Source organism: Pseudomonas sp. HS-18 (genome assembly GCF_020401845.1).
Taxonomy (GTDB): domain Bacteria; phylum Pseudomonadota; class Gammaproteobacteria; order Pseudomonadales; family Pseudomonadaceae; genus Pseudomonas; species Pseudomonas nitroreducens.
This window is the reverse complement of record NZ_CP084413.1, coordinates 936,793-950,298: the sequence shown is the minus strand read 5'-3', so window position 1 is coordinate 950,298 and position 13,506 is coordinate 936,793. Positions and strand designations below refer to the sequence as shown.

The following is a 13,506-nucleotide window of genomic DNA, read 5'->3' as shown; positions in this document are numbered from 1 at the left end:
AAAAAAATCGAATCAAACAGGCATCTCAGAACAACACGTAGCGTTAAAAATTAAAGCGAACAGCAAATGACCATGCAAGACAAGAAACAACTCAAAAATACATAAGAAAATTCATATAAACTCGCAATCCCGATCAGCACTTACTAAATACAAGGAGAAATTTTCCGCAAACCAAAACCAACCCCTGCCGATCTTCCTATACCATTCATACAGGGCGGAATAGCCAGAACCAAACGAAATCCAGGAAATCTGACAGAGACACTAAAAACTTTGGAAAAATCCACCGTAGACTTGCACGCACACGGCGCGCCATCAGGAGTATAGCCGCCTGAAGCCCCTCTTTATTTAGAGGAAATAGTTTCAAAGCCGCCCAATAGAGTTCCACAAGGAAAGACCCACTCTTAAAAGAAACACCCCCAACGCAAGATAAAGCATTCCAAACCGAGAAAATAAATTGAATTCCGAACCCTCCTTCAACCATCAGAACAATCTTCATCCTGCCTTGGAGAACAGCTTAATTCTGGCGGATGAACTCAATTATTGGTTGTCGGGACAAAAAATCGGAACACAACTGGATAGCAACATCCACATGGGGAACTCTCATGTTGGCTGAACAGGTTCAGGCGCTACTGTCCCCCCTCGAGTACACCTCGGCTTGCGGTGCAGAAATCGAATACGACCCCGAATATATCGAGCTCCAGGTGGCCGCTGCGGAAAAAGTTGAGCAACAGTTCGGCACCACTATCATCCCGGCACAACAGCCAAACTGGAGTGACGTCGCCCAACGCGCTGGCGACCTACTGCGCAGAACCAAGGATCTGCGCGTACTGGCTTATGTCGCGCGCGCGAGTGCAGAAATCGACGGGCTGCCGGGCTATGCCAATGTGCTGGAGTTGGCGCTGCGCTGGCTCGAGCTCTATTGGAAAGAGCTTTATCCGCGCATTCAGATCGATGGTGAGGAAGATCCTCTTCCACGCATCAACGCGATCTCCTCCTTGATGGAAATAGAAGGTGTTGGCCGTGCCTTGCGCCGCGCACCTCTGGCCCAAGGCGACTTCGGGCGCATCAGCTTGCGCGAAGTCGAGCTCTACCTCGACAAAAACTCATACCTATCAGGAATTCCTGGCGATGCCCAGCTACGCCAGAAACTCATCAGCGGCGACACCCCTGAAATAAACGCGGTCCGACGTATCAATACAACCGCACTCGCATTGACACATCTGATCGAAAGTCATCTTGGCACCTCTTGGACGCCGGATTTCTCAGGGATGACCAAACCATTCGAGCAGATAGTCCGCGCACTGGATGAGTTGAGTGGGACTCATGCTATTTCAGAGTCCCCAGCAACAGCCTCCGAGTATCCCACCGAGCAATCGGCTCCAGCTCCGCAGGCCTCCGGCACGACTCTGGAGCGACGGGAGCAGGCGATGCAACAAATGGAAAGCATATGCCGCTACTTCGAACGCTACGAACCCGGGCATCCAGCCGCGCTGCTCATACGCCGAGCGCAACGGCTGATGCCGCTGAATTTCATGGAGATCATTCAGGATCTGGCTCCAGAGAGCGGCCAGACATTCGAACACATCGTCGGCTGCAATGCGGCCTCGAACAGCGAGTAAAGAATCAAAGGCAAAGGGTGATCGCCGACGGCGAGCACAAAAGACTATCGAATCGGCAGAGGTAGTTATGGCTAGACCAGCTCAACAAAGCGGCCAGAAGTTCGTGGCACGCAACAGGGCTCCGCGAGTGCAGATCGAGTACGACGTCGAAATCTACGGTTCGGAGAAGAAAATCCAGCTGCCTTTCGTTATGGGGGTCATGGCGGATCTGCTGGGCAAGCCCCTGGAAGCGCCCACGGCGCTGGCTGATCGGCGTTTCCTCGAGATCGATATCGACAATTTCGACGAACGAATGAAGTCGCTCAAGCCGCGCGCAGCCTTTCAGGTAGAGAACACCCTGAATGCCGACGGCAGTCGGCTCAGTGTCGACCTCACGTTCCAGAGCATCGACGACTTCGAGCCTGGCGCGCTAGCTCGCAAAGTCGAACCACTCAACCAATTGCTGCAGGCACGCACCGAGCTCTCCAACCTGCTCTCCTACATGGACGGCAAGAGCGGGGTAGAGGAACTACTGGCTAAAGCGCTGGAGAATCCCGCCCTACTCAAGTCCCTCGTGGCGTCGAGCAAACCCGCCGCGGACGCGGACTGATCCCATTGCCTAGCGGAGAACAATGATGAGCGCGGCCAATCAAGTTCAGACAGCCAGTACCGAGCAACAGGTCCTCGACCGGGACATGTTCGCCTCGCTGTTGACCAAGGAGTTCAAACCCAAGACCGACCAAGCGCGCGAGGCAGTCGAACATGCGGTGAAAACTCTGGCAGAGCAGGCACTGGAAAATGCCGTAGTCGTCTCCGGCGACTCCTATCGCTCGATCCAGGCCATCATTGCCGAGATCGACCGCAAGTTGTCCGAGCAAATAAATCAGATCATCCATCACGCCGACTTTCAGGAGCTGGAAAGCGCTTGGCGCGGCCTCCACTATCTGGTGAACAATACCGAAACCGACGAGATGCTGAAGATCCGTTTCATGCCCTTGTCGAAGAAAGAACTCAATCGCGAGCTGAAGCGCCACAAAGGCGCCGGCTTCGATCAGAGCGCGATTTTCAAGAAAATCTACGAAGAAGAGTACGGTCAGTTCGGCGGTGAGCCGCTAGGCTGCCTGGTCGGCGACTACTACTTCGACCACAGCCCACAGGATGTGGAAACACTGCGTGAAATGGCCAAGATTGCCGCAGCCGCGCACTCGCCCTTTATTGCGGCCGTGGCTCCGTCAGTAATGCAGATGGAGTCCTGGCAGGAGCTGGCCAATCCACGCGACCTCACCAAGATATTCCAGAACACCGAATATGCCGCCTGGCGCAGCCTGAGGGAGTCGGAGGATGCACGCTATCTCGGTCTGGCCATGCCGCGCTTCCTGGCCAGGCTTCCCTATGGCGCCGCCACCAGCCCCGTGGATGATTTCGCCTTTGAGGAAGATACCGCCGGTAGTGCCCACGAACGCTACACTTGGTGTAACTCCGCGTATGCAATGGCAGTGAACATCAACCGTTCGTTCAAGCAGTTCGGCTGGTGTACCTCGATTCGCGGCGTGGAGTCCGGTGGCGCGGTGGAAAACCTGTTCTGCCACACCTTCCCCACCGATGATGGTGGCGTCGATTTGAAGTGCCCAACGGAAATCGCCATCAGTGATCGTCGTGAGGCAGAACTCGCCAAGAACGGCCTGATGCCTTTGGTGCATCGCAAGAATTCTGACTTCGCGGCGTTCATTGGTGCTCAATCCCTGCAACAACCGGCGGCTTACTACAACGCCGATGCCACGGCCAATGCCAACCTTGCTGCACGTTTGCCATACATGTTTGCGTGCTGCCGCTTTGCGCATTACCTCAAGTGCATTGTTCGAGACAAGATCGGCTCATTCCGCGAGCGCGATGAAATGGAGAGATGGCTCAACAGCTGGATCCTGAGCTACGTCGATGGTGACCCACTCAATTCTTCCCAGGAAACTAAGGCGAAGAAACCTCTGGCAGCTGCCGAAGTGCAAGTCGAAGAAATTGAGGACAACCCAGGTTATTACACTGCCAAGTTCTTCCTACGCCCGCACTATCAACTGGAAGGATTGACCGTATCCTTGCGCTTGGTCTCGAAGCTTCCGTCGTTGAAGCAAGATGAAGGCTAACCGAAAAAACTGAAAAAACGCAAAAATAGAAAACTCAAAAAAGACTAACAGGGACTTTCAACAAGTCTCCATGGATGGCTTTACTCTTACGATATTAAAAATCAATTTCGCCCCGCACCAGGAGTGTGTCGAGCGAAATCAAGAAGACGGTTATCCACGCCCAACTAATGGAGTTCGTGGGATGTTGACCGCAGCGTAGAAGCAGCACATTTAAAGACTAAACAGGAGTTTATCATGTCTGTAGATATGTATCTGAAGGTTGATGGCGCTGTTGGCGAGTCCAAGGATGCCAACCACAAGGAGTGGAGCGATCTCATATCGTTGGATTGGGGAGCGTCCCAGCCCGGTAGCATGACCACCGGAGGCGGCGGTGGTATCGGCAAAGTCAGTTTCAATGACCTCAACGTCGTGGCACGCCTCGACAAAGCCGCACCAGCCATCATGAAGTACTGCGCCAGCGGAAAGCATATTGGCACGGTCGAAATTTCCGTCTGCAAGGCCGGCGGCACGCAGATGGAGTACTCCAAGTTCACCCTCGAAGATGTATTGGTGACATCGGTTAGTTATACCGCTGCGCAAGACGGTGACGCTCTGCTGGTGAACTATTCGTTCCAGGCAGGAAAAGTCAAGCAGCAGTACTGGGAGCAGACCGCCCAAGGTGGAAAAGGGGCCGAAAACCTGGTCGCCTGGAACATAAAAGAAAATCGGGAGGCGTAATAGCCAGGCTGGTCACTTGAAGCTTATTTGACATGCAAAAAGTTCCGGGTGACCGGCCAAATCTATCGCCATCCAGTACTTTAAAGAGCAATCAGTCCATGCATTTTCAATTCGCCAACATCAACAGTCTGGAAAATCTCCTGGCGGAACAGCAAGAGCGCGTGCGTCGGGCTCCTACTGCAGCCACCGAGCGCTTTCGTTTATTCCAGGTGATGTCACTACTTGGCGACTGGAACAGTGCCGACCGGCAATTACGGCATGCGCTGGACTATGACGCCTCACTGCTACCGATGATTCGCAGCTACCAGCTTATCGTCGAGGCGGAACTACAGCGCGCCCGGAACTGGAAAGGCGAACAACCGGTGAAGTTGGATAACCCTTCCCATGAGGAATGGGCGCAGCGCCTGGCAGCGGATAGCGCGCTCATCGATGCCCCTGAACGTCTGGCGCAAAGCCTCGCCGAAGCGCCCGCATTACGAGGCGAAATTGACATTGCCGTGGAAGGCAAGCAGCAACTACGCACCGAAGCCTTCCAGTGGATAGCCGACGGTGATTGTCGACTCGGTCCAATGCTGGAACTGATTGGTCAGCATGGCTACTACCGAATGCCATTGACCGACATGCGTGAGGTCGAGATTTCCGCGCCTCAAAGTGGCTGTGATCGACTTTGGGCACGCGTCGCCATTACCCGCAACAGCGGCGATCGGTTGCGCGCAACGATCCCGGTGCGTTACGCCGGCGACTATGGAACACAATCCACTGCCCTCTTATTGGGCCGAGCAACCAGCTGGTTCGCCCTGGGGGACGAAACGCTGCAGCTCTTCGGAGGGGAAGGACAGCGCATGTGGATTACCGAATCCGGCGAGTACGCATTGCTCGACGTTCGGGCCATCCGGTTGTTCGGAAACGCCAAATGATCCTCCTGGGCCCCCGCGACATCAGCCAGGTCGATACCGGCGTGAATGCTCCAGCACGCGAGCGGTTAAGGCCTGCTCTGCTGGATCGCCTGACTGACGAGGCTCCGGAACAGCGCTGGGAAGCGGCGGGACAATTTCTGGCCAACGAGCGCCTGTACCGAGACTCGGTGCTACGTGATCTGCGCTGGTTGTTCAATACCAGCAGCACCGCGCCGCTGCCCAGCGGCAATCGAATGCGGGCTCTGCAGAGCTCCGTGCTCAACTATGGCATTCAACCGATGGCGGGCCGGCGCATGTCGGAGATCGAGTGGCACAGCCTGGAGCACGAAATCCGCCGGGCGATCAGCCTTTTTGAACCACGAATCATCGCCAACAGCCTGGAAGTACGCTGTGTGCACGGCAATGACGCTCTAGCCCATCACAACCGCCTGGCCCTGCAGATTCGCGGATTGCTCTGGTCGGCCCCCTATCCACTGGAATTCCTCCTGCGCAGTGAAATAGACCTCGAAAGCGGGCAGGTTAACTTGCTGCCCGAGGGCTCGTGATGGACAAGCTGCTGGAGCTCTACAACCTCGAGCTGAACTATCTACGCGAGTTGGGTGCTGAGTTCGCCCGTAACTATCCCAAGGTTGCGGGTCGCCTGGGACTTCAGGACAACGAGGTCACTGACCCCTACGTCGAGCGCCTGCTGGAAGGCTTCAGTTTCCTTTCAGCGCGTATCCAACTGAAGATTCAAGCGCAGTTTCCGCGCTTCACCCAGCAGTTGCTGGATGCAGTCTGTCCGAATTACATGGCACCCCTGCCCGCCATGACGGTGGTGCAGTTCGAACCCAACTACACCGAAGGTAGCCTGCTTTCCGGCTTCCGCTTGCCCGCCGGCACCGCCTTGCGCTCACACTTGATCCGCAACGAGCAGACTGCGTGCGAATTTCGCACCGGCCATGATTGCAACCTGTGGCCACTACGCATTATCGAAACCGAGCTCAGCGCCGGTATGCCCGATCTGCCCCTCGCCGTACCGACACAACAGCGCGTGCAAGCCTCTTTGCGCATCCGTCTGCAAGCCTGCGGAGGCGCGAGGTTCGCCAATCTGCCACTGGACCGTCTGGAGTTCTTCGTTGGCGGCGATCTCGTGCAATCCACGCGGCTACTGGAGCTGCTCCTGGCCGGCAATAGCAGCGTGGTATGCCTCGACCCCCATCAACCAACGCTTGCTGGCCATACGCTCACCGGTACGCCCCTGCGTCATGAAGGCTTCGCCCCCGAGCAGGCCCTGTTGCCCTACGGACCACGAGCATTCCAGGGGCATCGACTGTTGCACGAGTACTTCGCCCTGCCCGCACGTTTCCACTTCTTCAGCATTGGCGGCCTGGCCAAGATTCTGCCGAAGGTCAGCGGTGACGTGCTGGATATCATTGTGCTACTGGATCGCCATACTCCGCAGTTGGAAGCTCTGGTCGACCGCAATAGCCTCAAACTGTTCTGTACTCCCGCCATCAACCTGTTTCCCAAGCGCGCTGATCGCGTACCGGTCTCACCGGGCAGCCACGAGTATCACGTCGTGCTGGATCGCACCCGGCATCTGGATTACGAGGTTTACGCCATCGAGCGAGTGCAAGGGCACCTCAGCTCCAACGGGGAGCCCCAGGAATTCCGCCCGTTGTTCTGCTCCTACAGCAGCGACACCGCCGGAAACTTCGGCGCGTACTTCACTCAGCGCCGTGAACCTCGCCTGCTGTCCAGCACGGCACAACGCCATGGCAAACGCACCAACTACCACGGCAGCGAAGTGTTCCTGTCATTAGTGGACCAGCGGCAGGCGCCATTCGCCGATGACCTGCAGCAACTCAGCGTCGACACACTCTGCAGCAACCGCGATCTGCCCCTGCTGATGGCGCAGAACGTCGAGAGCGACTTTTCGCTGAAGGTCTCCGCGCCAGTGAAGACCACACGCATGCTCGTTGGCCCATCCCGCCCTTATCCAGCACTGGCGGAAGAAGACTCTGCCTGGCGGCTGATCAATCACCTGGGAATGAACTACCTGCACCTGACCGACTGCGACAACGAGCAGGGGGCCGCCGCTCTACGTGAGCTGCTGTCGATCTACGGCGAATTGGGCGACCCGCTCGTGGCTCGGCAGACTCAGGGGTTACGCAGCTCGGCACTGTCGCCCATTTACAGGCGCCTGCCGCAAAGCGGTCCAATCGTTTACGGCCGTGGTCTGCAGGTGCAGCTGACCGTCGATGAGGCCGCTTTCTCCGGTGCCAGCCCGTTCGTTTTCGGCGCCCTGCTCGAACAATTCCTTGCCCGCCACGTCGGTATCAACAGCTTCATCGAACTAGCCTTGTGCAGCCTGCAGCGAGGCGACATCGCCACCTGGCAACCACGTATCGGCAGGAGGCCGACGGTATGAGCCAGCCAGCGAGCAACACCCTGCATGAGCGCAGCGCTCGCCTCTGGCGAGAGCTCGAGGCCGCACCGCAGAAGCATGACCTGTTTCAACTGCTACGCCGGGTCGATGCCCTGAGCGACGAAGCCCCGTTAGGCAGCGCTGCCCGCCCGCGAGAAGAACCTCTACGCATCGGCCAGGAACCGAGCCTGGCGTTCGCTCCGGGCGAGATCGTCGACGCCCATGCCGATGGCGAACGTCCGCGCCTATCGATCCTCAGCTTCGGCCTGTTCGGTCCGAATGGGCCGCTGCCACTGCACCTCACCGAGTATGCCCGCGAACGCAAGTACCACCACAAGGACGCGACCTTCACCGCCTTCGCCGACCTATTCCATCATCGGCTGACTTTGTTGTTCTACCGTTCCTGGGCTCAAGCACAGGCGGTGGTCGGGCTCGACCGCGGGGAAAACAGCTTCGCGCATTATCTGGCGTGCCTGTTGCAGCTTGGCGGCAAGCCCCTGCACAAGCGTGACTCGTTGGCAGGCCACGCCAAGCTCGCGGTGGCCGGACACCTGCTGCGGCAGACGCGCAATGCAGAAGGGCTCGTACAGATCCTGCGGGGATATTTCGGGATTCCGGTCGCTCTGCGGGAAAACGTCGAAGTCTGGTCCAGATTGGACGAACACAGCCAGATGCGTATCGGCCGCCACGCCAGCCAACTGGGTGCTGGCCAGTTGCTAGGGCGCGGAGCACGTGATGCGCAAACCCGATTTCGGATCATCCTGGGACCTCTGCCCTGGGCGCGTTACCGCGACTTTCTTCCTGGCGCTATCGCCAGTCGCCAGCTACGCGACTGGGTCCGGCAATACGTAGGGTTCGAATACGACTGGGATCTGCAAGTGCTCCTCCAGCGGGACGCGATCCCCAGTGTACGCCTGGCCGGCCAAAGCCAGATTGGCTACGGCTCCTGGCTGGGCCAAAGGCCCAGCTCCGAAGACGCCGCCGACCTGCTCTACGACCCCGAACGCTATTGGCGTGCTCAGGACACTACTGCCCATTATCCGGAGAGCCCTCAATGAGCGACATCAGTCGTCTTTCCCTATTCGGCCGCCTGAGCCCACTACTGTATCGCTCGCTGGAAGGTGCTACGGCCTTCTGCAAGCTAAGGGGCAACCCCTATGTGGAGTTGTCACACTGGTTGCAGCAAGTGCTGGAAGAGCCCGGTAGCGATCTGCGCTGCGCTATCACCCACTTCGACCTCGACGAAGGGCGTCTGCGTCTAGACCTGCAGCACGCGCTGGATGCCCTGCCCCGAGGCGCCAGTTCGGTTTCCGACTTTGCCGAAATGATCGACCTGAGCGTCGAGCGAAGCTGGGTCTATTGCAGTCTGCTCTTCGAGGCTCCGCGTGTGCGCAGCAGCCACCTGCTGCTCGCCTGCCTTCGCCAGAGTAGCCTGCGTTCGGTGCTGCTGGGCATCTCCGGGCAATTCGGCAAGATCCTTCCGGACCTGCTTATCCAGTCACATGACTCGATCTTCGCCAACTCGCCAGAGCAGCCGGCCCCGGATGATCTGCCGCAAGTGCCGTCCGGCACCGAGGCTGGAAGTGCCCTGCAACGTTTTGCCGTCGACCTGACCGAGCGTGCTCGACGCGGCGAACTGGACCCTGTTTACGGACGTGATGAAGAAGTCCGGCAGATGATCGACATCCTCATGCGCCGGCGACAGAACAATCCCTTGCTCACAGGGGAGGCCGGTGTCGGCAAGACGGCCATCGTCGAAGGCCTGGCCATACGACTGGCCCGGGGGGACGCACCGAAAAAACTTCAAGGGGTGCGCCTGCAGGTACTCGACCCGGTATTGCTGCAGGCCGGGGCCGGTGTAAAAGGCGAATTTGAGCAACGCCTGAAGCAGGTAATCGACGAAGTAGAGAACAGTTCCACCCCGATCATTCTGTTCATCGACGAGGTACACACCCTTGTCGGTGCCGGTGGCACTGCAGGCACCGGCGATGCCGCCAATATGCTCAAGCCGGCGCTGGCCCGTGGGCGCTTGCGCACCATCGGCGCGACAACCTGGAGCGAGTACAAGAAGTACATCGAGAAGGATCCAGCACTGTCGCGTCGCTTCCAGGCCATCCAGGTCGCGGAGCCCGAAGAAGACTCTGCCATCGAAATGTTGCGCAGCCTGGTCCCGGCGCTGGAAAGTCACCACGGCGTACTGATTGAGGACGCCGCGCTGCAGGCTGCCGTACGTCTATCGCACCGCTATATCCCGGCCCGGCAATTGCCGGATAAAGCAGTCAGCCTTCTGGATACCGCCTGCGCGCGGATTGCCATGACCCTGGCCAGCGATCCGGTAGAGTTGGAGCACTGCCTGCGCCAGCTCGAACTCTTGGAGATGGAGCGGCAGATTGCCGAACGTGAAGCGAACTTGTGCCTGGGCGACACTCAGCGCCCCTCGCAGATCTCCGAGCGACTCGCTGAACTGCGCCTGAAAGCCGACGTCCTGCAACAGCGCTGCGCAGAGGAGCGGCTCCGCGTACAGCGAATTCTCCAATTGCGCGAAGTTCTGAGCACGTCCGATATCGAGCCAGGCGAGCGCGCCGATCGACAATTCGAGTTGACCAGCCTGCAAGCCGCAGAGCACCGCAACGAGCCAGTCCTGCTGCGTTCCCAGGTCGACCCACAGACAGTAGCTACGGTGATCTCCGACTGGACCGGCATCCCCCTGGGCAACATGGTCCAGGACGAAGCCGAAGCCGTCCTGACCCTGTCGGACACTCTGCGCCGACGCATCATCGGCCAGGACGCCGGCCTCGAAGCCATCAGCCGGCGCGTACGCACCGCACGCGCACGTCTGGACGATCCGAACAAACCGATCGGCGTATTCCTCCTCTGCGGTCCTTCCGGCGTCGGCAAGACCGAGACGGCATTGGCGCTGGCCGAGTCCTTGTATGGTGGCGAGCAGAACCTGATCACCCTGAACATGAGTGAGTTTCAGGAATCCCATACAGTCTCCACGCTGAAGGGTTCGCCACCCGGCTACGTCGGCTACGGCGAGGGCGGCGTGCTGACCGAGGCGGTGCGCCGGCGCCCGTACAGCGTGGTGCTGCTCGATGAAATCGAGAAAGCCCATAACGACGTTCACGAGCTGTTCCTGCAGGTCTTCGACAAAGGCTGGATGGAAGACGGCGAAGGTCGGTATATCGACTTCAAGAGCACCATCATCCTGCTCACCACCAACGTCGGCAGCGAGCGCATCGTCGGCCTCTGCGAAGACCCCGAGCTGACACCCGCCACCGAGGCACTGGCCAATGCCATCTACCCGGACCTGCGCAAGGTCTTCCCTGCTGAGTTGCTTGGCCGCCTGGTTCTGGTGCCTTACCTGCCGCTCGACGGCGCGAGCCTTGGGCGGATCATCCGCCTGCAACTGGCGCGCATCGGCAAGCGCCTGCAACAGCAGCACGGCCTGGAGTTCGACTACACCGAAGCCTGCATCGAGCTGATCGCCCAGCGCTGCACGCGCCTCGAAGCAGGGGGCCGGATGATCGAGGCAATCCTCAGCCATGACGTGCTGCCTGAACTCAGCCAGCTCGTGCTGACCAGCAAAGCGGACGAAAGACAGCGAACCATCCACCTCACCGCCGAGGCCGGAAATTTTCATTTCGGCCTCGGAATACCGAAGCAGCCTTACGCCATGGAATCCGATGAATTGATTCCATCAGAGGTATCGATATGAACCGTATCGTCACGCTTCAAGGCACATTCAGCGACAGCGATGTGCGTTTCCGCTCTCTGCGCGGCAAGGAGTCGCTGTCCGCGCTCTATGAGTTCGAACTGGAAGTCCTGAGCGCCAACTACAGCCTGGACATCAAGCAGACCCTAGGCAAGCCGTTGAGCCTCTCCATCGCCCTGGACAAAGGCACCCCACGTCAACTCGCCGGACAGGTCAGCCGCATGGAGCTGATCGGGCGCGAAAGCAACACCTCTCGCGACTACGTCTATCGCCTCAGCGTACGTCCCTGGCTGTGGTTCCTGACCTGTACCTCGGACTGCAAGATCTTCCAGAAGAAGAGCGTGGTGGAGATCCTCGACGAGGTCTTCAGCGACTACGACTATCCCGTGGAGAAGCGCCTGACCTCGACCTACCGTCAGTGGGAGTATTGCGTCCAGTATCAGGAGACCGACTTCAACTTCGTCAGCCGCCTGATGGAACAAGAAGGCATCTACTACTTCTTCGAACACAACGAAGCCGGTGAAACCCTGGTGCTGGCCGACGACATCAGCACCCTGACACCAATGCCCGGATATGCCGAGCTGGCGTACCTGCCGCCCGATCGTCTGGTTAACACCAGCGAAGTCGGCGTCACCCACTGGCAGGTCAGCGAGGAGGTACGCCCGGGCAGCTACATGGTCGGCGACTACGACTTTTCCAAGCCCAAGGCCGACATGCGCCAGCTGCAGATCAATCCGCAGCAGCACAGCAACGACCAGTTCGAGATGTACGACTGGATGGGCGGCTTCATCGACCAGGCGCATGCCGAAAGCTACTCGCGCATTCGCCTCGAAGAGGCCCAGGCCCTGCGCGAGCAGACCCGCGCGCAGAGCCAACTGCCCGCCATCATGCCCGGCTTCACCTTTACCCTGGATGGCCACCCGCGCAACAGCGAAAACCGCGACTACCTGGTGGTGAGTGCCGACTACGACTTCCATGAAGCGGGTTATGCCTCCGGCAGCGAGGAGGCGCGCTACGACACCCGTTTCATCGTTCAGCCCACCACGCAACCCTACCGGGCGCCACGCCTCACACCCCTGCCGCTTACCCATGGCCCGCAGACTGCCAGGGTGGTAGGCCCGGCCGGCGAAGAAATCTGGACCGACCAGTACGGCCGGGTAAAGGTGCAGTTCCACTGGGACCGCTATGGCCAGAGCAACGAGAACAGCTCGTGCTGGGTGCGGGTGTCCAGCAGTTGGGCCGGCTCGAACTTCGGTGGCTTGCAGATCCCCCGTATCGGCCAGGAAGTCGTGGTGAACTTCATCAACGGCATGCCCGATCGTCCGCTGATCGTCGGCTGCGTCTACAACGCCGACCAGATGCCGCCCTTCAACCTGCCCGCGGCCAGCACCCAGAGCGGCATCGTCACCCGTTCCCTGCAGCAGGGCACGACGGAGAACGCCAGCATGCTGCGTTTCGACGACAAGCGCGGCGCCGAGCAGGTCAGGCTGCACGCCGAACGCAACCTCGACACCTCCGTGGAGAACGACGAGACCCATAAGGTCAACAAGCACCGCACCAAGCACGTCCAAGGCAACGAAGCCAGCACCATCGGCGGCCACCAGCATCGCGAGGTGCACGGCAACATCAACACCCGCTCCCACCAGTGCATCAACATGGAAGCGCTGAAGAAGCTGTGCATGGAAGCCTGCGAAGAGATGAACCAGACCAGCCCCAGCCTAAACGAGCTGCTCGGCCAACTATTCAGCATGGTCGGCGCGCACATAAGCCTGACCGGCGCAAGCATCGCACTGACCGGCGCGGAGCTCGAGTGCACCGGGCTCCACGCCGGAGCAACGCTGATGAGGCTGCACGGCACCGGCTGCCATATCGGCAATCACGGCGCCAAGATCCAAAACATCGGCGCCGGCATCAACACCTATGGCGCACTGATCAGCATTGCCGGCTTCGCGCTCAACAACTACTCGACCCAGGTGAAAACCTGCAAATACAAGGTGACTTGCTAAGGGGC

The 13,506-nt window shown here is 59.0% G+C and carries 10 protein-coding genes; all 10 read left to right on the top strand.

All coding sequences use genetic code 11. The features are described from left to right. Nucleotides 1-602 precede the first annotated feature (602 nt). The 10 genes from tssA to LDJ84_RS04470 all read left to right on the top strand — a co-directional run bounded on the left by tssA (nucleotide 603) and on the right by LDJ84_RS04470 (nucleotide 13,501). Nucleotides 603-1,619 carry a type VI secretion system protein TssA gene (gene tssA, locus LDJ84_RS04515; protein ID WP_024763006.1) on the top strand — a complete coding sequence of 339 codons (1,017 nt, stop codon included), beginning with the start codon at nucleotides 603-605 and terminating at the stop codon, nucleotides 1,617-1,619. 67 nt (nucleotides 1,620-1,686) lie between these two features. Then, a complete protein-coding gene (gene tssB, locus LDJ84_RS04510; RefSeq protein ID WP_037006684.1) occupies nucleotides 1,687-2,208 on the top strand; it encodes a type VI secretion system contractile sheath small subunit in 522 nt (173 codons plus the stop codon). Nucleotides 2,209-2,293: 85 nt separating this feature from the next. Further along, complete coding sequence (gene tssC / locus LDJ84_RS04505) at nucleotides 2,294-3,736, top strand: type VI secretion system contractile sheath large subunit (RefSeq protein ID WP_226046551.1); 1,443 nt, start codon at nucleotides 2,294-2,296, stop codon at nucleotides 3,734-3,736. Between the two features lie 234 nt (nucleotides 3,737-3,970). Then, nucleotides 3,971-4,453: an Hcp family type VI secretion system effector gene (locus tag LDJ84_RS04500; RefSeq protein WP_024763004.1), complete on the top strand. Its 483-nt coding sequence runs from the start codon at nucleotides 3,971-3,973 to the stop codon at nucleotides 4,451-4,453. A gap of 98 nt (nucleotides 4,454-4,551) precedes the next feature. Continuing rightward, nucleotides 4,552-5,370 carry a type VI secretion system accessory protein TagJ gene (locus LDJ84_RS04495; RefSeq protein WP_226045958.1) on the top strand — a complete coding sequence of 273 codons (819 nt, stop codon included), beginning with the start codon at nucleotides 4,552-4,554 and terminating at the stop codon, nucleotides 5,368-5,370. Then, a complete protein-coding gene (tssE, locus tag LDJ84_RS04490) occupies nucleotides 5,367-5,915 on the top strand; it encodes a type VI secretion system baseplate subunit TssE (RefSeq protein WP_024763002.1) in 549 nt (182 codons plus the stop codon). Before LDJ84_RS04495 ends, tssE begins: the two co-directional genes overlap by 4 nt. Continuing rightward, nucleotides 5,915-7,783 (top strand): type VI secretion system baseplate subunit TssF, encoded by a 1,869-nt coding sequence (gene tssF / locus LDJ84_RS04485; RefSeq protein ID WP_024763001.1) that lies wholly within the window; start codon nucleotides 5,915-5,917, stop codon nucleotides 7,781-7,783. Before tssE ends, tssF begins: the two co-directional genes overlap by 1 nt. After that, nucleotides 7,780-8,838 carry a type VI secretion system baseplate subunit TssG gene (gene tssG, locus LDJ84_RS04480; protein ID WP_024763000.1) on the top strand — a complete coding sequence of 353 codons (1,059 nt, stop codon included), beginning with the start codon at nucleotides 7,780-7,782 and terminating at the stop codon, nucleotides 8,836-8,838. Before tssF ends, tssG begins: the two co-directional genes overlap by 4 nt. Beyond that, nucleotides 8,835-11,498: a type VI secretion system ATPase TssH gene (tssH, locus tag LDJ84_RS04475; RefSeq protein ID WP_226045957.1), complete on the top strand. Its 2,664-nt coding sequence runs from the start codon at nucleotides 8,835-8,837 to the stop codon at nucleotides 11,496-11,498. Before tssG ends, tssH begins: the two co-directional genes overlap by 4 nt. After that, nucleotides 11,495-13,501, top strand: coding sequence for a type VI secretion system Vgr family protein (locus tag LDJ84_RS04470; protein ID WP_164488231.1), 2,007 nt, complete (start codon nucleotides 11,495-11,497; stop codon nucleotides 13,499-13,501). The genes tssH and LDJ84_RS04470 overlap by 4 nt, the downstream gene beginning before the upstream one ends. Nucleotides 13,502-13,506 lie beyond the last annotated feature (5 nt).

Bases quoted from the DNA above. Each gene is read 5' to 3' on its own strand.
- tssE (WP_024763002.1), top strand. From the start codon at position 5,367: ATGATCCTCCTGGGCCCCCGCGACATCAGCCAGGTCGATACCGGCGTG.
- tssH (WP_226045957.1), top strand. From the start codon at position 8,835: ATGAGCGACATCAGTCGTCTTTCCCTATTCGGCCGCCTGAGCCCACTA.
- LDJ84_RS04495 (WP_226045958.1), top strand. From the start codon at position 4,552: ATGCATTTTCAATTCGCCAACATCAACAGTCTGGAAAATCTCCTGGCG.
- tssA (WP_024763006.1), top strand. From the start codon at position 603: ATGTTGGCTGAACAGGTTCAGGCGCTACTGTCCCCCCTCGAGTACACC.
- LDJ84_RS04500 (WP_024763004.1), top strand. From the start codon at position 3,971: ATGTCTGTAGATATGTATCTGAAGGTTGATGGCGCTGTTGGCGAGTCC.
- tssG (WP_024763000.1), top strand. From the start codon at position 7,780: ATGAGCCAGCCAGCGAGCAACACCCTGCATGAGCGCAGCGCTCGCCTC.
- tssB (WP_037006684.1), top strand. From the start codon at position 1,687: ATGGCTAGACCAGCTCAACAAAGCGGCCAGAAGTTCGTGGCACGCAAC.
- tssC (WP_226046551.1), top strand. From the start codon at position 2,294: ATGTTCGCCTCGCTGTTGACCAAGGAGTTCAAACCCAAGACCGACCAA.
- tssF (WP_024763001.1), top strand. From the start codon at position 5,915: ATGGACAAGCTGCTGGAGCTCTACAACCTCGAGCTGAACTATCTACGC.
- LDJ84_RS04470 (WP_164488231.1), top strand. From the start codon at position 11,495: ATGAACCGTATCGTCACGCTTCAAGGCACATTCAGCGACAGCGATGTG.